Origin of the sequence: Martelella alba, from assembly GCF_006516955.1 — a bacterium.
In the GTDB taxonomy this organism is placed as follows: domain Bacteria; phylum Pseudomonadota; class Alphaproteobacteria; order Rhizobiales; family Rhizobiaceae; genus Martelella; species Martelella alba.
Map to the genome: position 1 here is coordinate 305,676 of NZ_VHLG01000003.1, position 20,402 is coordinate 326,077.

The window sequence follows — 20,402 nt, forward strand, 5'->3', positions numbered from 1 at the left end:
GATCAGTCCTCCAGAACCCAGGTATCCTTGGTGCCGCCGCCCTGCGAAGAGTTGACGACGAGCGACCCCTCCTTGAGTGCGACACGGGTCAGTCCGCCCGGCATGATGCGGACGCGATCCGAAACCAGGACATAGGGGCGCAAATCGACATGGCGTGGCGCGATGCCTTTTTTCACCATGATCGGCACAGTCGACAGCGAAAGCGTCGGCTGGGCGATATAATTGGCGGGTTTTGCCTTCAGCTTGTCGGCAAAGGCCTCGCGTTCCTTCTTGCTGGCGGTCGGGCCGACCAGCATGCCGTAGCCGCCGGAACCATGCACTTCCTTGACCACCAGATCAGCCAGATTGTCGAGCACATAGGCAAGGCTCTCCGGCTCCGAACAGCGCCAGGTCGGAACATTTTCCAGCATCGGCTTGGCGCCGGTGTAGAATTCGACGATTTCCGGCATATAGGAATAGATCGCCTTGTCATCGGCAATGCCCGTTCCCGGCGCATTGGCGATGGTGATATGGCCGGCGCGATAGACATCCATGATACCGGGAATGCCAAGCGCCGAATCCGGGCGGAAGGTCAGAGGATCGAGAAAATCGTCGTCGACACGGCGATAAAGCACATCGATTGCCTCATAACCGCGGGTGGTGCGCATCTTCACCTTGCCGTCGATGACGCGCAGATCCGAGCCCTCGACCAGTTCCGCACCCATCATGTCGGCGAGAAAGGAATGTTCGTAATAGGCTGAATTGAAGATGCCGGGTGTCAGCACGCCAATGCGCGGCCGGGTGCCGGTGAAGCCGGGTGGTGCAAGTGTCGCCAGGCTCTGGCGCAGCGCCTGGGGATAGTCTTCGACGCGACGAACACGGTTCTTGTAAAACAGTTCCGGGAACATCTGCATCATGGTTTCGCGATTTTCCAGCATGTAGGAAACGCCGGAAGGTGTGCGGACATTGTCTTCCAGCACATAGAACTGGTCTTCGCCGGTGCGCACAATATCCGTGCCGCAAATATGGGTATAGACCCCGCCGGGCGGTTCAAAGCCAATCATCTGCGGCAGAAAGGCGTCGTTTTCCTCGATCAGCCGGCGCGGCACGCGGCCCGCCTTGATGATCTCCTGCTTGTGATAGATATCCTGCAGAAAAGCATTGAGCGCAATCACGCGCTGCTCGATGCCGGCTGCAAGTTTGCGCCATTCCTTGCCGGAAATGATGCGCGGAATGATATCGAAGGGGATCAGTTTCTCAGACGAATCCGCATGTCCGTAGACGGCGAAGGTGATGCCTGTTTTTCTGAAAATATTCTCTGCTTCGCGGGATTTCGCCAGCAGATGTTGAGGATTTTGTTGGGAATACCAGTCGTAATAATCTTTATATGGCTCACGCGGTGCTGAGCCGTCGCCCATCATTTCATCGAAGGTCAAAGCGTTCTTCCCCCGTTTGTTATGCTTGTATAGAAATACAACATAAGCACCAATGCAAGCACCATGCCTGATTGAAAATGGCTTTCTGTTCAGCTTTCCCCGGTGTCAAAGGTTCTGAAAAAAAGGCATTTTTCCAAGTTCGCTGAACATTTGGGCAAAGTTTGCCGCAGGTCTATCCCTGCTATTGGGCGCCAAAAAGCGGAAGCCGGGACTTTTCCGGATGCATTTTCAATGCTTCGCGGGGAAAATATGGAACCCGCCGGTTGAAACCGCATGCCGGATGCAAGCGCCGGAAAGAGCATCCAAAATCTGCCGGACGGTAGCGTCTGTTGCGCCACAAGCCCGAGAGACTCTGCGTCAACTATGCGAGCGACAGGGAAGATGTTGACATGACCGGCATGCCGCTTTCGGTGAACAGCCGCGACAGCCCGTGGAAGTACAGCTTCACAGAAAAGGCCCGCCGGTCATGTGCCGGCGGGCCCAGCTTGCTGACAAAGTCATTCAGCTTGTCTGTTTGGGGTGAAATCGCCCCTCCCTCCGTCGTCATCCCCGTGCTTGTCACGGGGATCCATACTCTTAAGGATTTGAATAAGCAGAGTCTTTCGCCGCGCGGACGCGCGTCGGCTGGATGCCTGTGACAAGCACAGGCATGACGTTAAAGAAGGGGCTAGGGTTTGTCAGAAATCTGAGCCCGCCGGTTATGTGCCGGCGGGCCTTCTTCTTCATTGGTCAATCAGCCTCAGGCCGAATGGCGGGCCGGGCGGCCATTGCCGGAGAAGCGGCGCTTCTGGCCCTGACCGGGCTTGCGCGGTCGCTCACTACGGTTTTCGTTGCGACGGCCGGCTGCGTGGTGCTCGCCGCCATTGCCGCGCTCACCATTGTTACGTTCGCCACGGCTGCGCTCGGAATGGCCCCGCTCTGAATGCGCGCGTTCACCATTGTTGCGATCACCGGCAAAGCGGGAGGGTTTGCGCGGGCCGCGGCCATTGCCGCCACCGCCGCGGCGCTTCTGCTGCGTCGGGCGATCAGCGCCGGCATGTGGCTCGCCGCTGGCGACGGCAATCTCGACGCCGGTCAGCTTCTGGATATCGCGCAGCAGGCGCGCTTCGTCAGGCGCGCAGAAGGCAACCGCGATACCGGCCTTGCCCGCGCGTGCGGTCCGGCCAATGCGGTGAACATAGGCGTCCGGCACTTCCGGCAGATCGTAATTATAGACATGGGTGACGCCGGGTACATCAATGCCACGGGCAGCAACATCGGTGGCCACCAGCACGTTGACCTGACCTTCACGGAAGGCCTTCAATGCGCGTTCGCGCTGGCCCTGGCTCTTGTTGCCATGGATCGAGGCAGTGGCGAAGCCGCGCGAATCCAGGAACTTCATCAGCTTTTCAGCGCCATGCTTGGTGCGCAGGAAGACGATGGCACGGCCATCGGGATGTTCCGACAGCGCGGTCCTCAGTACTTCGGTCTTCTCGGCCTTGCCGGCGACGAAGTGGACATACTGATCGACGCGGTCGGCGGTCTTGCCGGGCGGGGTGACCTCAACGCGGGCTGGCGAAGACAGGAACCGGCTGGCGAGATCCGAAATCGATTTCGGCATGGTGGCCGAAAACAGCAGCGTCTGGCGCTCATCGGGCACCAGATTGGCGATCTTCTTCAGGTCGTGAATAAAGCCGAGGTCCAGCATCTGGTCGGCTTCGTCAAGCACGAGATGTTCGACCGTGTCGAGGCGCACGGCGCGGCGGTCAACGAGGTCGAGCAGGCGTCCGGGGGTGGCGACAAGAATATCGGCGCCGCGCTGCAGCTGGAAGGACTGGCGGTTAATGGAGGCACCACCGACCACAAGCGTGACCTTCAGCGGGGTCTTGCGGGCAAAAAGCTTCAGGTTTTCAGCGATCTGGTTCACCAGTTCGCGGGTCGGGGCGAGAATCAGCGCCCGCACGGTTGTCGGTGCCGGCTTGTGGCCGCCGCGCAGCAGCATGTCGACCAGCGGCAGGCCGAAAGCGGCCGTCTTGCCGGTGCCGGTCTGCGCCAGGCCCATAAGGTCGCCGCCTTCGAGAACAAGGGGAATAGCCTTTTCCTGGATCGGGGTGGGCTTTTCGTAACCCTCGTTGGCGATGCGGTCGGAAAGCTTGGCAGAGAGGCCGAGCTCAGAGAAATTTGTCAAAACAAAGCGCCTTTCAAGGCAAAACCAATCGACCCGGACGAGGTCATCAGACCTTCCGGTATCGTCTGGTTTCAAGAACCCCGCGTGAAGTGGGAACTTGTCGGGTGAAAACTGCTTTCCCGCGCGCCGGAGACCCGGCCTTACGTCAGTTGCGCTTGTCCCAGACCTGCCGGCGATCCCGTTTAAGGAAAATCCTGTCCGGCCGGCATGCTCACGCGGCATGCGGAAAAGGAGGAAAGCTTCGGCCTAGATGCGGGTGAACCTTCAAAATGTCAAGTTTTATTTCGGCATGGTTGCATTGCATCGCCGGCCCGCCAGCATCTCGCGCTTGCCGGCAAAGCCGGGCAGGCGTTCAACGATGAAGCCGGCTGCAGCAAGGTTGCGCCGCACGAAACCGGCCGCGGTATAGGTGCCGAAAGTCCCGCCATCGGCGGTCAGACGGAAGACGTGGCGCAGCAGGTCTTCCGACCACATGTCGGGATTTCTTGATGGCGCGAAGCCATCAAGAAACCAGGCATTGAATGTCTGATCCAGTCGGGACAACTGCTCCAGTGCGTCGCCGCATGAAATGGTGAGGCGGGTCTGGTCATCGATTGAAAGCGAGAATGTTGCAGACGGGATCGGCGGCCAGAGCCGGACAAGCGCGTCACGCTCGCTGTCGATCTCAATCCAGCGCGACAGCGCCCGGTCAATGTCTGATGCCTTCAGCGGGTAGCGCTCGAAGGAGGTGAATTCAAGCATGGCGCCGGGCAGGCGGGCTGCCTTCCACTGTCGATATGTCTCGCAGAAATTGAGCCCGGTGCCAAAGCCAAGTTCACCAATGCGGATCGTGCCGCCAGCGGCAAAGCGTGAAGGCAGGGCATTGGCGTTGATGAAGACATGGCCGCATTCGGCGCGGCCATCGTTTTTCGAATAGAAATGGTCGCCGAAGCCTTCAGAAAAAGGCTGACCGTCCTCATCCCAGGAGAGGGAGAGACTTTCGCCATCGGTTTTTCTTGCATCGGGCGCTTGTTTGTGGTCCGCATCGCTCATGATTGATGGCGATAAATCCGGAATGGCCGCCGGTCAAACGGCTTCTGCGAAAATGACGGCTGATCTCGTGATTGTCGGCGGCGGCATTATGGGGCTTTGGGCGGCTTATCACGCTGAAAAAGCAGGGATAGAGACCCTTGTTGTCGATGCCGGGACGCCGGGGCATGGCGCCAGCAACGGGCTTGTCGGCGTGCTGATGGCCTATATGCCGGATCTCTGGGACGAGAAGAAGCAGTTCCAGTTCGATGCGCTTTTGCGGCTGGAACGCGATCTTGCCATGCTTTCCGCCGAAACCGGGATTGAGACCAGCTATCGCCGCAGTGGCCGCATCATGCCGATCAACAGCGAGCGTCAACGCAACACCGCCCTTGCCCGCCAGGAAGAAGCCCGCATCAACTGGAAGGTGGGCGATCGCCGGTTCCGCTTTGACGTGTTGGAGGATGCGCCGGTTACCGGTTGGCCTGCCGCCCGGCCGGACCGTTTCGGCTATATCTTCGACGATCTGGCGGCGCACGTCTTTCCGCGCGATGTGGTTACCGCACTTCTGGCGTTTCTGGCTGATGCCCGCCATGTGCGGATCATGCCGGAGATGCCGGTTACAGGGATCGATACAGCTGGCCATGCGATCCGGTTGGCCGATGGTGGAACAATTGGTTTCGGCTCGGTCATCATCGCCGCAGGTACCGGTGCTTTTCCCCTGATGCAGCCGCATCTGGCGCCTGAAGGCCGCGCTCTCGGGCGCGGCGTCAAGGGGCAGGCGGCGCTGATGGCCGCCGATCTCGATCCAGGCCTGCCGATCCTTTATGATGAGGGGCTTTATGTCGTGCCGCATTCCGGCGGGCGTGTTGCCATCGGCTCGACCAGTGAGGACCGTTTTGCTGATCCGTCCTCGACCGATCAGCAGCTTGAGGCGCTGATTGCCGCCGCCCGGCTGGCGGTGCCGGCACTTGCCGATGCGCCGGTGATCGAGCGCTGGGCAGGGCTCAGGCCGCGGGCAATTGCACGCGATCCCGTCGTCGGGGCTTTGCCCGGTCTTGACCATGTGATCGCGCTTGCCGGTGGCTTCAAAACCTCTTTCGGTCTTGCCCATGTTCTGGCCGAACATGCCGTGCTTACTGCAGCAGGTAATGTTTCGGTTGCGCTACCATTGAAATTTCATCCGAAAATTCATCACGACTGGGCAATGAAAAAGTAAAGTTCAAGTATTTCCGTCTTTCTTGTCGTCTTGCTGTCACCCAAATCACCTAATTCGGGCGTGAGGGAAGGAACTCTATTTGAAAGTTGGCGACAATGGCCGAGACCAGGCGCTATGCGATTTACTTTTCGCCCGCACCCGATGATGCGCTGACGCTGGTGGCAGCAAGCTGGCTGGGGCGCAATCCCTATTCGGGTGAAATGGTCGACCCGCCGATGATACCGGGGATCGGCATGCATGAAATCGCCTATCACACTGCGCTTCCGCGCCGCTATGGTTTTCACGCGGCGCTCAAATCCTCCTTCATCATGGCGGATGATGATGATGAGCAGCAGCTCTTGCGGGCGCTGATGCATTTCGCTTTCATTTCTGAGCCTTTTGTGCTGCCGCGGCTTGCTGTCGTGACAATCGGCGATGTTCTGGCGCTTGTTCCCGCAGTGGATTGTCCGCAGATCAACGCACTTGCGGCGGAAATCGTTGCCCGCTTCGATCACTTTCGCGCGCCCCTGTCGGAGGCCGATATTGAGCGGCGCGATCCTGATGGCCTGTCGCCGCAGCAATTTGCCAATCTGCATCGCTGGGGCGAGCCGAATGTAATGGAGGCGTTCCGTTTTCACATGGCGCTGACCGGTCCGCTTCCGGCGCATGATCGCGCGCGGTTCGAACGCTCGGCGCAGGATTTTTTCGGGCCGGTTCTGGTCGATCCGGTGACCGTCGACAATATCGCGCTTTTTGTTGAAGAGGAGCCTGGCGCACCCTTCCGGGTTCATTCGCTCCATCCCATGGGGCCGGTTCGCACCCGGCGCAGCGGCAGACGGCGTGTTGCCTAATCGCGACTGCCATGCGTCCTTTTTTGCTGCGATATGCCGCCGGATTGGCCCTTTGAAGCGCTTCCCCTTTGGCGGGAAAGGCTCTAACCTCGCCCCACTGCAACATGGGTGAATCGATGAGCGACTATCTTTCCAACTATCCCCGCGATCTTGTCGGCTTTGGCCGGACCACGCCGGATCCAAAATGGCCTGGCGACGCGCGTATCGCCGTTCAGTTCGTCATCAACTATGAAGAAGGTGGCGAAAGCACCATTATGGATGGTGACCCGGCCTCGGAATCCCTTCTTTCGGAGATCGTCGGTGCCGCGCCCTGGCCGGGGCAGCGCAATCTGAATATGGAATCGCTCTATGAATATGGCTCGCGTGCCGGCTTCTGGCGGCTGTGGCGGCTGTTCACCAGCCTGAAAGTGCCGGCGACGGTCTATGGCGTGACCATGGCCATGGCCCGCAACCCGGAGGCCGTAGCGGCGATGAAAGAGGCTGGCTGGGAGATTGCCAGCCATGGCTATCGCTGGCTGGAATACAAGGATTTCGATATTGAGGCGGAGCGGCGGCACATTCAGGAGGCGGTGCGCCTTCACACCGAAATCACTGGCGAGCGGCCTCTCGGCATCTATCAGGGCAAGCCGTCCGACAATACGCTGAAACTGGTGATGGAAGAGGGCGGCTTCGTCTATTCCGCCGACAGCTATGCCGATGATCTGCCCTATTGGGTCAAGACACCGGAGGGCAAGCCTTTCCTGATCGTACCCTATACGCTTGATACCAATGACATGCGTTTTGCCACCCCGCAGGGGTTCAATTCCGGCGACCAGTTTTTCACCTATCTGAAGGATGCTTTCGATACGCTTTACGAGGAGGGCCGGGAGGGCCATGCCAAAATGCTGTCGATCGGGCTTCACTGCCGTCTCGTCGGCCGGCCGGCGCGTGTTGCAGCGCTCCGCCGCTTCATGGAATATGTACTTTCTTTCGACAAGGTCTGGATACCCCGCCGCATCGATATCGCCCGCCACTGGCATGACAACCATTTTCCGGAGATTGCACCCTGATGATTGCCCGTGACGATTTCGTCAGCCGCTTTGGCGGTGTTTTCGAGCATTCACCCTTCATTGCTGAACGGGCCTATGATCAGGGGCTTGTTGCAGAACCGCTGACCGTCAAGAGCGTTCATGATGCGCTTTGCACGGTGTTTCGCGCTGCCTCGACCGAGGAGCGGCTTGATGTGCTGCGCAAGCATCCCGATCTTGCCGGAAAACTTGCAACAGCGGGCAATCTGACCATGGAAAGCCATCGTGAGCAGTCCGGCGCCGGTCTTGATCGCCTGAGCGCAGAAGAACATGCGGAGTTTACGAAGCTCAATTCCGCCTATATAGAGAAATTCCAATTCCCTTTCATTATTGCAGTCACGGGGCTCAATAAGGACGATATTCTTGCTGCGTTCAAACAGCGGGTCGCAAACGACGCCGATGTTGAACTGGCCACTGCCTGCCTGCAGGTAGAGAAGATCGCCGGCATCCGGCTGCAGTTCCTGCTTCCGGAGTCGTAAATGTCCGAACAAGAAATGACTGTGTCCCTGCCGGATTTCGCCATAGGCGCGATCAATCTGGCATCGGCCAGGCTTGGCGCGCGCGCGCTTTATGCAACGGATCAGTTCTTCGCGCCGCTGTCGCGCATGCTGAAGGATGATGCCGCCGTCTTCCTGCCGGGCGAATATGATGAACATGGCAAGTGGATGGATGGCTGGGAAAGCCGCCGCAAGCGCGTTCCCGGTCATGACTGGGCTGTGATCAAGCTGGCCATGCCGGGCCGTATTCGCGGTTTTGACGTCGATACCAGCCATTTCACCGGAAATTTCCCGCCGCAGTGCTCGATTGAGGGCTGCTATATGGAAAAGGGCGATCCCGATGACAGTTCCGACTGGCAGGAAGTGCTCAGCCGCGAGGATCTGAAGGGCAACAGTCATCATTATTTCGAGATGGATCAGGAAAGGCGGCAGAAGGTCTTCACCCATCTACGCCTGCATATCTATCCCGATGGCGGCATTGCGCGTCTGCGCGCCTATGGCTCGGCCTATTTCAACTGGGACAAGGTGGGCGACGGTGAAGAGGTTGATCTCGCCTATATCTTCGGTGGCACCCATGCACTACACTGGTCGGATGCTCATTTCGGCCATCCCGACCGCATGTTCGCGCCCGGTCGCGGCGTCAATATGGGTGATGGCTGGGAAACGGCCCGCCGTCGCGGCCCCGGCCATGACTGGGTTATCCTGAAGCTCGGCCATCCGGGCATTATTCGCCGCGTTGTCGTCGATACGGCCCATTTCAAGGGCAATTTCCCCGACAGCTGTGCGCTTTTCGGCGCCTACCTGCCCGATCAGGCCGATGTTTTCACGGCTGAGGAAATCGCAGGCTCGGAAAACTGGCAGCCAATCCTGGAACAGACCAAGCTTTCTGCCGATCATATCCATGAATTCGGTTCCGATCAGGTGAAGACGATCGGTCCGGTTACCCATGTCAGGGTCGCAAACTATCCCGATGGCGGCATCAGCCGGCTTCGTCTCTACGGCGTGAAGGGCTGAGCCATGAGTATTCCGGTTAGGGTCGAACCGCTGACACCTGAAGCATTTGCCCCGTTCGGATCGGTGATTTTCGCCGATCCGTCCACTGTCCGGATGATCAATGGCGGCACCACAACACGGTTTCATGGCCTTGCAAAGGCTGAAGCCAAAGGGCTGGACGCGGAGGTGATTATCAGCATTTTTCGCGGCCAGGCGCGCAAGTTTCCCTATCATGTCGACATGATGGAACGCCATCCCGATGGCAGCCAGAGCTTCTCGCCACTCTCCGACCGCCCCTTTCTGGTGATCGTTGCCGAGGATATGGGCGGAACACCGGGCAAGCCGCGCGCTTTTCTGGCGCGGCCGGGTGAGGGCGTGAATTATCGCGCCAATGTCTGGCATCATCCGTTGATGGCGCTTTACGAGACCAGCGACTTTCTGGTTGTGGATCGCGCCGGACCGGGTAACAATCTGGAAGAGTATTTCTATCCCGCCCTGTTCGTGATTGAGGAGGAACCCAGGTGACTGGTTTGACAACCCACGTTCTCGACACCGCGCTCGGCCAGCCGGCCGATGAGCTGAAGATCGATCTCTACCGTATCGGCAAGGATGGCCGTCAGTTCCTCAAGACCGTTTATACCAATGATGACGGCCGTATCGATGGCGACCCGATCCTCACTGTTCAGGAGATCGAGACCGGGCAATATGAACTGGTCTTTCATGTCGGTGACTATCTGCGCCGCACCGGTGCGGCCATGACGGAACCTGCCTTTCTGGAAGATATCCCGATCCGCTTTGCGATTGCCGATGTGACGGCGCATTATCATGTGCCGCTGCTGCTCTCGGCCCATGGCTATTCGACCTATCGCGGCAGCTGACACTTAATTTTCGAACCGTACTGAAAAAGGGAGGTGACCATGCGGATTGCAGTCATCGCCGATATTCACGGCAATTGCGATGCTCTGGAGGCCGTTCTGGACGATATCGTCCACCGGGACGTTGATCTCACCGTCAATCTGGGCGATTGCCTGTCTAGCCCGCTTCAGGCCGGTGCGACGGCAGAACGGCTGATGGCGCTCAACCTGCCGACCGTGCGCGGCAATCACGACCGGGCGCTGATCGACCGTCCTTTTGCGGAAATGGGCGACTGGGAGGAACCGGCTTTTCGCCAGCTTTCCGAGGCGCAGCTTGACTGGGTGCGGAGCCTGCCGGAAACGCTGGTCGTGGCTGACGAGGTGTTCATGTGTCATGCGACGCCCGGCGATGACAACATCATGTGGACCGAGGCTCTGCATGAAAGCGGTTTTTTCACCCTGCGGCCGCGCGATGAGATCGAGGCCTATGCGGACGGCACCGACTATCCGCTGATGTTGTGCGGTCATTCCCATATTGCCCGCTCGGTCATGCTCGCCGACGGCCGTCTGATCGTCAATCCCGGCAGCGTTGGCTGCCCCGGTTTCGATTACGACGTGCCCTTCTATCACAAGCTCGAAACGGCAACGCCATTCGCCTGCTATGCCATCGTCGAGAAACGGGTGTCTGGATGGGTGCCGAGTTTTTACCAGCTGCGCTACGATACCACACGTGTGGTGGCGCTGGCGAAACAGAGCGGGCTTAAGGACTGGCCATCGGCTCTGGCGACGGGCTTTGTGGCATAGGCTGTCGGTTCGGCACTGTTATCGATTTTTCCGAATTTGTAACGCCATCTCCCTGATCTAGCTTCTTACATGTTCTTAGAAAGAAGGGGGAGGCTTGATGCCTGTTGATCCAGCCCGGATATCCGTCAATGGTTCTCGCGCGGTGCCGGTGCAGAGTGAATGTGCGCCACAGTCGCAATCACGCAAGCGCAATATATCTTCAGCGTCTGTGAGGAAAACCGCCAGAGCGGACACGCCCGCGACTTATCCAACGCTTCCGGCTTTGCATGCAGATCGCAATGATGGGCGGCAGATGTTTGCGAGCCAGCGCGCTTCAGGGCAGGCAGACCTTCAGGCGCAAAGCCCGCGCCAGACTGATGTCGAACGCGATTTGCAGGACTATATCATGAGGAAGTTTTCGCGCATGGGCCGCGATATCTTTCTTCGCGAATGCCGTGCAACGGGCAGGGGGCATGTTCTGTCCATAGATGAGAAACAGCATGAGCAGGCTGTCGTGTCTGATTGCAAGAAGCAATTGATGTGGCTTGGCTGGATAAGGGATGCGCGGGCAGAGCAGGCCCGGGCCGGCGCCAATCCCGGTCCGTCCGCGCCGGTCCCGAGCCACGAAGCTTTTGTACCCCAGGGAGCTTTTGTGCCCCAGGGCGTCTTTGTACCATTACCGGCTCAGGCGCAACCGGGGCCGTCCGGGGGGAGCCATGCTCCGCCCACTTACGAGCAGACGATGATGCAGATGTACGGGTTTGTTCCCGACCGGTCTCATGGGGATATGCGGGTCGGAATGCTCTATTCAGGGGTCGGTATTGCGCCTCAGCAATACCGCTTCGCAACAAGTCCGGAGGACAATGTGCCTCCAGCGCCTGTAGCTGTAATTCGGCCATGGCCCGTGGGAATGTAAGACCTGCCAGCTCATCGGGCGATGAATTTTAGCCGCCCGATGGTCCAATCATCTGATCTCTCAGAAATCGGCTTTGGCAATGATATCGCGACCGATCGTTTCGATATCGCGTTTGCCGCACAGTGCCATGGTGATATCGAGTTCCTTGCGGATGATCTCCAGCGCCTTGGTGACGCCGGGCTTGCCCATGGCGCCGAGACCATAAAGGAAGGGGCGGCCGATGAAGACACCCTTAGCACCCAACGCGCGGGCCTTCAGTACGTCCTGGCCGGAGCGAATACCGCCATCCATATGGATTTCAATCTCGCCGCCGACGGCATCGACAATTTCCGGCAGGACGGAGATCGAGGAACGCGCGCCATCGAGCTGGCGGCCACCATGGTTGGAAACGATGATGGCATCGGCACCGGTCTTTGCCGCCATTTTCGCGTCCTCGGCATCGAGAATGCCCTTGAGGATCAGCTTGCCGCCCCAACGTTCCTTGATCCAATTGACATCGGCCCAGGAAAGCTTGGGGTCGAACTGTTCCGAGGTCCAGGCGGAGAGCGAGGAAAGATCTGAGACGCCCTTTGCGTGGCCGGCAATATTGCGGAAGGTCCGGCGTTTGGTCTGGAGCATTTCCAGCGCCCAGAAGGGGCGGGTTCCAACCTGCCAGAGATGCTTCGGCGTGAATTTCGGCGGCGTTGAAAGGCCGTTCAGAATATCCTTGTGACGCTGGCCGAGGATCTGCAGATCGAGCGTGAGCACGAGCGCGGAACATTTGGCGGCCTTGGCCCGGTCGATCAGGCTGGCAATGAAGTCGCGGTCCTTCATCACGTAGAGCTGGAACCAGAAGGGCTTTGTCGTGTTTTCCGCCACATCCTCGATCGAGCAGACACTCATGGTCGAAAGAGTGAAGGGAATGCCGAATTCTTCCGCTGCCTGAGCCGCGAGGATTTCGCCATCGGCATGCTGCATGCCGCAAAGCCCGGTCGGAGCAATGGCAACCGGCATAGACACATTCTCGCCGATCATGGTGGAGGCCAGCGACCGGTTGGTCATGTCCACCAGCACACGCTGGCGCAGCTTGATTTTTGTAAAATCGCTCTCATTGGCCCGGTAGGTGCTTTCCGTCCAGGCGCCGCTGTCAGCATAATCGAAGAACATTTTCGGCACGCGCCATTTTGCCCGGCGTTTCAGGTCTGCAATTGTCAGCGGCTCGGAAAACATGATGATCTCTCCTCCAAGTATAAATAGCCTTATCACATATGGGTGAAAAGATGCCAAGTAGGATCATGTCCCCAGCCATTCGCAAATGGCCGGGGATTGATATTCGTCATGCGCCCTTCGGATAGCTAAAGCAAGGACTTGGCAGGTTCACCAGCAATATAGGTCTCGGCGATGGCGCGATCATCGCCAAGTGTCTGCAGCAGGAACAGTTCCTCGGCCAGTGTCGAGACAACTTCGTGTTTCAAGGCCATCGCCGGTGTTGCCATGGCGTCAAGAACCACGAGATCGGCATCAAAACCGGGATCAAGCGCGCCGATCCGGTCCGACAGCGACAGTGCTTCGGCATTGCCGCGGGTCAGGTAATAGAAGCTGGTCAGCGGGTCGAGCCGCTGTGATCTGAGCTGCTGCACCTTATAGGCCTCGTCCATGGTCTGCAGCATGGAATAGGAGGAACCGCCGCCGACATCGGTGGCAACGGCGATGCGAAGCGGCTTGACCCGGTCTTCGCATTCGCGGAAGGCAAACAGGCCCGAGCCGAGAAACAGGTTCGAAGTCGGGCAGTGAACCGCAACCGCGCCGGCTTCCGAGATCGCATCGCGCTCACGTTCGCTCAAGTGAATGGCGTGGCCGAGCAGAGTCTTCTCGCCGAGCAGGCCATAGCGCGCATAGATGTCGGTATAATCGACCGCTTCGGGGTAAAGCGAGCAGGCAAAATCAATCTCGGCCAGATTTTCCGAAAGATGGGTCTGGATGTGGAGATGAGGGTGCTCGGCGGCGAGCGTCTTTGCTGCTTCCATCTGCTCTGGCGTCGAGGTGATGGCAAAGCGCGGCGAAATGACGACATGGTTGCGTCCCTTGCCATGCCAGTCGGCGATCACTTGTTTCGTCTCGTCATAGCCCTTCTGCGCCGTATCGGTCAGCGCATCCGGCGCATTGCGGTCCATCATCACCTTGCCGCCGAGCGCCAGAAAACCGCGCTTCTCCGCTTCGGCGAAATAGGCATCGGCGGAGGCCTTGTGGACCGAGCAATAGGCAACCGGCGTTGTCGTGCCATGGCGCACCATCTCGTCGAAGAAATGCGTGGCGATGCGGGCAGCGTGCCCTTCATTGGCAAAGCGCTGTTCCTCCACGAATGTATAGGTGTTGAGCCATTCCAGAAGATTGGCAGCGTAGGAGCCGATCACCTGCATCTGCGGGAAATGCAGATGCGCGTCGATGAAACCGGGCATGATCAGATACGGACGGTGATCGATGATCTCCGGATCGCCGGATGCCTCTTTCCGCACCGTCTCAAAAGGTCCGGCAGCAAGAATACGGCCTCCCTGAATGAGGAGGCCGCCATCTTCTTCGTAGAAATAGGCATCTGTGTCGGCGAGCGTTTCCGGCCGACGATGGAAGGACAAGAGCCGGCCGCGCAGAAGGCGTGTTTTCGTCATTTGTTTGGTTTCGCTCCGATGCTTGATTGGTACCAGGCGACCAGTGTGGCACGCTCTTGTGGCGTCATGTCGGTCACATTGCCTGGAGGCATGGCATGGCTGCGTCCGGCCTGCAAGTAGATCTGGCTGGCGCGGGCGGCGATCTCCGCATCATTTTCCAACTGAACATTGAGCGGCGGGCGATGAATGCCATCCCAGACCGGCTCGGCCGCATGGCACATGGAGCAGCGCGACGAGACGATTTCCTTGGCGTCGGCAAAGTGCGGATCGTCCGCGAATTTCTCGAAAGCCGGTGCTACCGCCGTGTTCGGATCTTCCGGCTTCAAGATGCGCGGCGACGTCGACAGCCACATGATGGTGATGAAGATGATCGCCGTCAGCGCCCAGGTCCAGTTGGGCTGGCCCTTGCGGGCATGCATGGTGTTGAAATAATGCCGGATGGTCACGCCCATCAGGAAGACCAGCGAAGCAATCACCCAGTTGAACGAGGTCGCAAAAGCCAGCGGATAGTGGTTCGACAGCATGAAGAACAGCACCGGCAGGGTGAGGTAATTATTATGCGTCGAGCGCTGCTTGGCGATCTTGCCATATTTCGGATCGGGCGTGCGCCCTGCGCGCAGGTCGGCAACGACGATCTTCTGGTTCGGGATGATGATGAAGAACACATTCGCGGTCATGATGGTCGCGGTGAAGGCGCCCATATGCAGGAATGCGGCCCGGCCGGTGAAGATATGGGTGTAGCCATAGGCCATGCAGATCAGCAGCACATAGAGCAGCAGCATCAGCCCGACCGTATGCTTGCCGATCGGCGATTTGCACAACAGATCATAGACCAGCCAGCCGATTGACAGCGAGGCCAGCGAAATCAGGATCGAGACGGGGGCGGAAACATCAAGAGCCTCGCGATTGACGAGGAAAAGATCGGCGCCGCCATAATAGAGCAGGCAGAGCATCAGGAAGCCCGATACCCAGGTCATGTAGCTTTCCCACTTGAACCAGATCAGGTGGTCAGGCATGTGCTCGGGGGCAACGTTATATTTCTGGATATGGTAGAAACCGCCGGCATGGACCTGCCATTCCTCGCCGGAAACACCCGGCGGATGATGCGGGCGTTTTACCAGGCCCAGATCCAGCGCGATGAAGTAGAAAGACGAGCCGATCCAAGCAATGGCGGTGATGACGTGAAGCCATCGAACCGCAAATTGCGCCCACTCCCCGATGATCGCCAGTTCAAACATTCAATCGTTCCCCCGAATATGAACTTATTGTGATCTTGCGCAATTTCGCGCGAGAAAAAAAGCTCTGTTTTACGTTGGCGTGCAATTGCCGGGAGTGGAGCGCGTAAATGCCTTGTCTTCGGGCAGAATGCCTCAGGATGCTGCAGAAAAAACGGTCAAAAGTTCAGCTGCCACCATGGCGGCGATAACCTCCGGCCGCTTGTCCCTGACAACGGCGCCGCCGATTGGCAGCACCAGATTTGCAATAGAAGCGTCGGACAGGCCCGCCTCACGGGCGTGGCTTGCAAAGGTGGCGCGCTTGGTTTTCGAGCCGACCATGCCGCAATAGGCTAGATCACCGCGTTTGAGGGCTTCAACCGCAATCAGAAAATCCAGCGCATGGTCATGGGTGAGGATGACAACGGCGCTGCCGGGGGGCAGGGCAGCAATCTCGGCCTCAGGCACGGCAACAAGACGCGGCGTGACTGCATCAGGCAGGCCCTTCAGTGTTTCCGCACGGGTCTCGACGAGGCGGACATTCATCGGCAGCGGCGCCAGCGCTGTGGCAAGGGCTGCACCGACATGGCCGCCACCGAAAATGGCTACATGCGGATTACCGGCGGATTCGGCCCGCGCCTGTGCGGCAAGGCTGTTGATGGCGACTTCGTCGGCCTTAGCAAAGGATAGTGCAATCCGCCCGCCGCAGCACTGACCAATCTCGGGTCCGAGCGGGATATCGAGCAGGTGCTCGCCATCCGCCCCGCCAAGCAGCCTGCGGGCGTGATTAATGGCGATGAATTCCAGCTGACCGCCGCCGATCGTGCCGAAAAGCTCCGTTTTTGACACCAGCATATAGGCGCCCTGTTCACGCGGGGAGGAGCCTTTCACACCGGCGATGGTGACCATCACCGCCGGTGCCTCACGCGCAATCCAGGCCGTAAGGCCATCGACGGTGATCATTGTCCGCTCCGCACCGCCTTCATCCGCTCAACCGCCATCAGCACGCGTTCGGGCGTTGCCGGGGCATCGAGCCGCGGGCAGACGGAGTAATCCGCCACCGAGGCCACCGCCATATCCAGTGCCTCAAGTGCCGAGATCGCCAGCATGAAGGGCGGTTCGCCGACGGCCTTGGAGCGGCCGATGGTTTCCTCGATATTGGGCGAGAAATCAGTAAGCGCGACGTTGAAGATCTTCGGCCGGTCGGAGGCCAGCGGGATCTTGTAGGTGGAGGGCGCATGGGTTCTGAGCCGGCCCTTATTGTCCCACCACAATTCTTCCGTCGTCAGCCAGCCGAGACCCTGGATATAACCGCCTTCGATCTGGCCGATATCAATCGCCGGATTGAGCGAGCGGCCAACATCGTGAAGGATATCGGCACGCTCCATCAGATATTCGCCGGTCAGCGTGTCGATCGAGACTTCGGTGCAGGAGGCGCCGTAAGCATAGTAGAAGAACGGGCGGCCGCGACCGGCCGCGCGGTCCCAGTGGATCTTGGGCGTCTTGTAAAAGCCCGCTGCCGAGAGCTGTACGCGGCCGCCGTAGGCGCGTTTGGCAAGTTCGCCAAAGGGGATTTCCTCATCGCCGATCCTGACCCGGTTGGGCAGAAATTCCACCTCTTCCGGCTTCACCTTGAAGGTTTCGGCGGCAAAGGCGATCAGCCGGTCCTTGATCTGGGTTGCGGCGTTGAAGGCCGCCGCCCCATTGAGATCGGCGCCGGACGAGGCTGCCGTCGGTGCGGTGTTGGGCACCTTGCCGGTCGTGGTGGCGGTGATCTTCACCCGCTCCAGATCGATCTGGAACACATCGGCGACCACCTGTGCGACCTTGACGTACAGGCCCTGACCCATTTCCGTGCCGCCATGATTGAGCTGCACGGAGCCATCCTGATAGACATGCACCAGCGCGCCGGCCTGATTGGATGAGGTCAGCGTGAAGGAAATGCCGAACTTGACCGGGGTGAGGGCAATGCCCTTCTTGATCACCCGGCTCGTCTTGTTGAAGTCGATGATCGCCTGACGGCGGGCGCGGTAATCGCTCGAGCGTTCCAGCTCCTCGACCAGGCGCAGGATGATGTTGTCCTCCACCGTCTGATAGTATGGCGTCACATCCCGGCCGGAACCCGGCTGACCGTAGAAATTGGCCTTGCGGATATCGAGTGGATCCTTGCCGAGCGCATAGGCGATTTCTTCCACCAGCCTTTCGCCGAGCACCATGCCCTGCGGACCGCCAAAGCCGCGATAGGCGGTGTTGGAGCAGGTATGGGTTTTCAGCGGCCGGGAGACCAGATGCACATTTGGCAGGTAATAGGACGAATCCGCGTGAAACAGCGAGCGGTCGGTGACCGGGCCTGACAGATCGGCAGAAAAGCCGCAGCGTGCGGCAAAGGTCGCATCCACCGCCTCGATCATGCCGTTTTCGTCAAAGCCGATATCATAGGATGTCACGAAGTCGTGGCGCTTGCCGGTGATCGCCATGTCTTCATCGCGATCCGGGCGGATCTTGACGGCGCGGTTGAGCTTTTTGGCGGCGAGCGCTGCAATTGCGGCAAAGGCGTTGCCCTGCGTTTCCTTGCCGCCGAAGCCACCGCCCATGCGGCGCTGGAACACGGTTACGGCATGGGACGGGATGTGCAGGATATGGCCGACAATATGCTGGATCTCGCTTGGATGCTGGGTTGAGGCCCAGACGGAAACCTCATCGTCTTCGCCGGGGATCGCCATGGAGATCTGGCTTTCCAGATAGAAATGCTCCTGACCGCCAATTTCCATTTCCGCCGTGATGCGGTGCTTTGCGCGGGCAAGCGCCTCTTTCACATCGCCGCGCTGCAGCGTCATCGGCGTGCAGACATTGGGCGCATCGGCGGCAATCGCATCGCGCACATTGGTCCAGAAGGGCAGATCGCGATAGATGATCTTCGCCAGCCGCGCTGCCGAACGTGCGAGCGCGCGGGTCTCGGCGACAACCGCAAAGATGATCTGGCTGTGATATTCCACTTTCGTGTCGGCAAACAGCGGCTCATCGCCGATCCCGGCAGACGAGATATCGTTGACGCCCGGCAGGTCCTTCGCCGTCAGGACACAGACGACACCCGGTGCCTTTTCAACGGCGGCAAGATCCATGTCGATGATCTCGGCATGCGGCCGGTCCGAAAGGCCGAGGCCGACATGGAGCAGCCCCTGGGGTTCGGGGATATCGTCGATATATTCGGCGGCGCCAGCCACATGCTTGTGGGCCGAGTCATGGCGGCGCGGATCATGCATTCCACCGCTGATGCGGGTCTTGCTGACGATCATGTCATTGGCGGACTTGTCCATTTCACACCTCCGCGGTTTCAAAGCGGACGAGTTCCTGGCGCTCGCCTGTGGTTTCGAGGAAGAAGCGGGTCAGAAGGTTCTTCGCCGTCAGCATCCGATAGGCCGATGTGGCGCGCCAGTCGGAGAGCGGGGTGAAATCGCTTTCAAAGGCGGCGCGCACGGTCTCGATCACCTCTTCGCTCCATGGCTTGCCTGCAAGGGCAGCCTCGACATGGCTCGCCCGCTTCGGCGTTCCGGCCATGCCGCCAAAGGCGATGCGGATCTCTTTCACCGTGGCATCCCCGGCAAGGGTGAGGAAGAAGGCGCCGCAAGCTGCGGAAATATCCTCTTCCCGGCGCTTGGATAGCTTGTAGACGGCGTAATGGCTGCCGGTCGCGGGTTTCGGCACTGTGATGGCTTCCACAAATTCGCCGGGCGCGCGGTCCTGCTTGCCGTATTCGATGAAGAAATCTTCAAGCGGCAATGTGCGGCGGCCTGCAGTCGATGCCAGCGTCACCGTTGCACCAAGGGCGATCAGGGCTGGCGGGGTGTCGCCGATCGGCGAACCATTGGCGATATTGCCGCCGATCGTGCCCATATTGCGCACCTGCTGGCCGCCGATCCGGTCGATCAGCCTGCCCAGTGCCGGGATTGCTTTCGCCAGAACCGGGAAGGCCTCCGAATAAGTGACGCCAGCGCCGATGGTGATCTCCGTATCGCTCTCGCTGATGGTCTGCAGCGCCTCGATATGGTTGATGAACACCACCGGGTCGAGCGGCCGCATCTGCTTGGTGACCCAAAGTCCGACATCGGTGGAACCGGCGACGATGGTGGCCGCCGGCTCACGGGCGAGCACTGCGGCAAGATCGTCCGGCGTAGCGGGAATGATGGCGCGGCTCTTGCCATCGCCGATGGTGATGGTTTCGTGCTGCTTCAGCGCTTCAAGCGCGGTGATCACGCTGTCACGCTCGCGGGCAATGGCATCGAAAGCCGCGTCCGGGCGGGTGGCGGCGGCGCGCTCCGCCGCCTTGATGATGGGCTCATAGCCGGTGCAGCGACAGAGATTGCCCTGCAACGCCTTTTCAATCGCCGCCCGCGAGGGGTTTTCGTTTTCCATCCACAGCGCATAAAGCGACATGACGATGCCCGGCGTGCAGAAGCCGCATTGGGAACCATGCATGTCAACCATGGCCTGTTGCACGGGATGCAATGTGCCGCCTGCCGCCAGATGCTCCACCGTCACCACATGGGTGGCGTTGAGCGAGGCGACAAAGCGGATGCAGGAATTGACCGTCTCATAAACCAGCCTGCCGCCCGAAAGCCTGCCGACAAGCACGGTGCAGGCACCGCAATCACCTTCTGCGCAGCCTTCCTTGGAGCCGGTCAGGCGTTTTTTCAGCCGGAGAAAATCGAGCAGCGTCTCGGTTGGAGCCAAAGTCTCCAGCGCGATAGCTTCGTCATTGAGTATGAAACGGATCGTCATCAAAACTTCCTGCTA

Annotated in this window: 18 protein-coding genes; 8 read left to right on the plus strand and 10 right to left on the minus strand. The window is 59.4% G+C overall.

Going from position 1 to position 20,402, the window contains the following annotated elements; genetic code table 11:
* Nucleotides 1-2 precede the first annotated feature (2 nt).
* The 3 genes from FJU08_RS07820 to mnmC2 form a co-directional block, all read right to left on the minus strand.
* Entirely contained in the window at nt 3-1,400 is a 1,398-nt protein-coding gene (locus FJU08_RS07820; RefSeq protein ID WP_141148618.1) for a circularly permuted type 2 ATP-grasp protein, read from the minus strand.
* Nucleotides 1,401-2,154: 754 nt separating this feature from the next.
* On the minus strand, nt 2,155-3,582 hold the full coding sequence (locus FJU08_RS07825) for a DEAD/DEAH box helicase (RefSeq protein WP_235890627.1): 1,428 nt from the start codon (nt 3,580-3,582) through the stop codon (nt 2,155-2,157).
* Nucleotides 3,583-3,861: 279 nt separating this feature from the next.
* On the minus strand, nt 3,862-4,614 hold the full coding sequence (gene mnmC2, locus FJU08_RS07830; protein ID WP_141148414.1) for a tRNA (5-methylaminomethyl-2-thiouridine)(34)-methyltransferase MnmC2: 753 nt from the start codon (nt 4,612-4,614) through the stop codon (nt 3,862-3,864).
* On the opposite strand from mnmC2, the gene FJU08_RS07835 reads away from it, so the two are divergent.
* From FJU08_RS07835 to FJU08_RS07870, 8 genes are all read left to right on the plus strand, one after another.
* Nucleotides 4,613-5,809 carry an NAD(P)/FAD-dependent oxidoreductase gene (locus FJU08_RS07835; RefSeq protein WP_456237956.1) on the plus strand — a complete coding sequence of 399 codons (1,197 nt, stop codon included), beginning with the start codon at nt 4,613-4,615 and terminating at the stop codon, nt 5,807-5,809. The genes mnmC2 and FJU08_RS07835 overlap by 2 nt on opposite strands.
* 95 nt (nt 5,810-5,904) lie before the next feature.
* Nucleotides 5,905-6,639, plus strand: a complete 735-nt coding sequence (locus FJU08_RS07840; protein ID WP_141148416.1) for a DUF1045 domain-containing protein — start codon at nt 5,905-5,907, stop codon at nt 6,637-6,639.
* 116 nt (nt 6,640-6,755) lie between these two features.
* Nucleotides 6,756-7,688: an allantoinase PuuE gene (puuE, locus tag FJU08_RS07845; protein ID WP_141148417.1), complete on the plus strand. Its 933-nt coding sequence runs from the start codon at nt 6,756-6,758 to the stop codon at nt 7,686-7,688.
* Complete coding sequence (gene uraD / locus FJU08_RS07850; RefSeq protein ID WP_141148418.1) at nt 7,688-8,185, plus strand: 2-oxo-4-hydroxy-4-carboxy-5-ureidoimidazoline decarboxylase; 498 nt, start codon at nt 7,688-7,690, stop codon at nt 8,183-8,185. Before puuE ends, uraD begins: the two co-directional genes overlap by 1 nt.
* A complete protein-coding gene (alc, locus tag FJU08_RS07855; RefSeq protein ID WP_141148419.1) occupies nt 8,186-9,217 on the plus strand; it encodes an allantoicase in 1,032 nt (343 codons plus the stop codon).
* A 3-nt stretch (nt 9,218-9,220) separates the two neighbouring features.
* Nucleotides 9,221-9,721, plus strand: coding sequence for an ureidoglycolate lyase (locus FJU08_RS07860; RefSeq protein ID WP_141148420.1), 501 nt, complete (start codon nt 9,221-9,223; stop codon nt 9,719-9,721).
* Entirely contained in the window at nt 9,718-10,074 is a 357-nt protein-coding gene (gene uraH, locus FJU08_RS07865) for a hydroxyisourate hydrolase (RefSeq protein WP_141148421.1), read from the plus strand. The genes FJU08_RS07860 and uraH overlap by 4 nt, the downstream gene beginning before the upstream one ends.
* 39 nt (nt 10,075-10,113) lie before the next feature.
* The gene (locus FJU08_RS07870) at nt 10,114-10,854 is read left to right on the plus strand and encodes a metallophosphoesterase family protein (protein WP_141148422.1); all 741 of its coding nucleotides are present in this window, start codon (nt 10,114-10,116) and stop codon (nt 10,852-10,854) included.
* A 313-nt stretch (nt 10,855-11,167) separates the two neighbouring features.
* On the opposite strand, the gene FJU08_RS22965 is transcribed toward FJU08_RS07870, so the two are convergent.
* The 7 genes from FJU08_RS22965 to xdhA form a co-directional block, all read right to left on the minus strand.
* Nucleotides 11,168-11,335, minus strand: a complete 168-nt coding sequence (locus tag FJU08_RS22965; protein ID WP_210245211.1) for a hypothetical protein — start codon at nt 11,333-11,335, stop codon at nt 11,168-11,170.
* Nucleotides 11,336-11,809: 474 nt separating this feature from the next.
* Nucleotides 11,810-12,958, minus strand: coding sequence for an alpha-hydroxy acid oxidase (locus FJU08_RS07875; protein ID WP_141148423.1), 1,149 nt, complete (start codon nt 12,956-12,958; stop codon nt 11,810-11,812).
* 125 nt (nt 12,959-13,083) lie between these two features.
* Nucleotides 13,084-14,394 (minus strand): guanine deaminase, encoded by a 1,311-nt coding sequence (gene guaD, locus FJU08_RS07880; protein WP_141148424.1) that lies wholly within the window; start codon nt 14,392-14,394, stop codon nt 13,084-13,086.
* Nucleotides 14,391-15,632, minus strand: a complete 1,242-nt coding sequence (locus FJU08_RS07885; RefSeq protein ID WP_141148425.1) for a urate hydroxylase PuuD — start codon at nt 15,630-15,632, stop codon at nt 14,391-14,393. Before FJU08_RS07885 ends, guaD begins: the two co-directional genes overlap by 4 nt.
* A gap of 132 nt (nt 15,633-15,764) precedes the next feature.
* Nucleotides 15,765-16,571, minus strand: a complete 807-nt coding sequence (xdhC, locus tag FJU08_RS07890) for a xanthine dehydrogenase accessory protein XdhC (protein WP_141148426.1) — start codon at nt 16,569-16,571, stop codon at nt 15,765-15,767.
* The gene (gene xdhB / locus FJU08_RS07895) at nt 16,568-18,925 is read right to left on the minus strand and encodes a xanthine dehydrogenase molybdopterin binding subunit (protein ID WP_141148427.1); all 2,358 of its coding nucleotides are present in this window, start codon (nt 18,923-18,925) and stop codon (nt 16,568-16,570) included. The genes xdhC and xdhB overlap by 4 nt, the downstream gene beginning before the upstream one ends.
* A 1-nt stretch (nt 18,926) precedes the next feature.
* On the minus strand, nt 18,927-20,387 hold the full coding sequence (xdhA, locus tag FJU08_RS07900; RefSeq protein WP_141148428.1) for a xanthine dehydrogenase small subunit: 1,461 nt from the start codon (nt 20,385-20,387) through the stop codon (nt 18,927-18,929).
* Between the last annotated feature and the right edge of the window lie 15 nt (nt 20,388-20,402).

What these genes read in the sequence shown, in the direction of transcription:
- FJU08_RS07835 (WP_456237956.1), top strand. Translation starts at nt 4,613, where the DNA reads ATGATTGATGGCGATAAATCCGGAATGGCCGCCGGTCAAACGGCTTCT.
- xdhC (WP_141148426.1), bottom strand. Translation starts at nt 16,571, where the DNA reads ATGATCACCGTCGATGGCCTTACGGCCTGGATTGCGCGTGAGGCACCG.
- guaD (WP_141148424.1), bottom strand. Translation starts at nt 14,394, where the DNA reads ATGACGAAAACACGCCTTCTGCGCGGCCGGCTCTTGTCCTTCCATCGT.
- mnmC2 (WP_141148414.1), bottom strand. Translation starts at nt 4,614, where the DNA reads ATGAGCGATGCGGACCACAAACAAGCGCCCGATGCAAGAAAAACCGAT.
- FJU08_RS07870 (WP_141148422.1), top strand. Translation starts at nt 10,114, where the DNA reads ATGCGGATTGCAGTCATCGCCGATATTCACGGCAATTGCGATGCTCTG.
- FJU08_RS07875 (WP_141148423.1), bottom strand. Translation starts at nt 12,958, where the DNA reads ATGTTTTCCGAGCCGCTGACAATTGCAGACCTGAAACGCCGGGCAAAA.
- FJU08_RS22965 (WP_210245211.1), bottom strand. Translation starts at nt 11,335, where the DNA reads ATGCTGTTTCTCATCTATGGACAGAACATGCCCCCTGCCCGTTGCACG.
- xdhB (WP_141148427.1), bottom strand. Translation starts at nt 18,925, where the DNA reads ATGGACAAGTCCGCCAATGACATGATCGTCAGCAAGACCCGCATCAGC.
- FJU08_RS07820 (WP_141148618.1), bottom strand. Translation starts at nt 1,400, where the DNA reads ATGATGGGCGACGGCTCAGCACCGCGTGAGCCATATAAAGATTATTAC.
- uraD (WP_141148418.1), top strand. Translation starts at nt 7,688, where the DNA reads ATGATTGCCCGTGACGATTTCGTCAGCCGCTTTGGCGGTGTTTTCGAG.
- xdhA (WP_141148428.1), bottom strand. Translation starts at nt 20,387, where the DNA reads ATGACGATCCGTTTCATACTCAATGACGAAGCTATCGCGCTGGAGACT.
- FJU08_RS07860 (WP_141148420.1), top strand. Translation starts at nt 9,221, where the DNA reads ATGAGTATTCCGGTTAGGGTCGAACCGCTGACACCTGAAGCATTTGCC.
- FJU08_RS07840 (WP_141148416.1), top strand. Translation starts at nt 5,905, where the DNA reads ATGGCCGAGACCAGGCGCTATGCGATTTACTTTTCGCCCGCACCCGAT.
- puuE (WP_141148417.1), top strand. Translation starts at nt 6,756, where the DNA reads ATGAGCGACTATCTTTCCAACTATCCCCGCGATCTTGTCGGCTTTGGC.
- FJU08_RS07885 (WP_141148425.1), bottom strand. Translation starts at nt 15,632, where the DNA reads ATGTTTGAACTGGCGATCATCGGGGAGTGGGCGCAATTTGCGGTTCGA.
- alc (WP_141148419.1), top strand. Translation starts at nt 8,186, where the DNA reads ATGTCCGAACAAGAAATGACTGTGTCCCTGCCGGATTTCGCCATAGGC.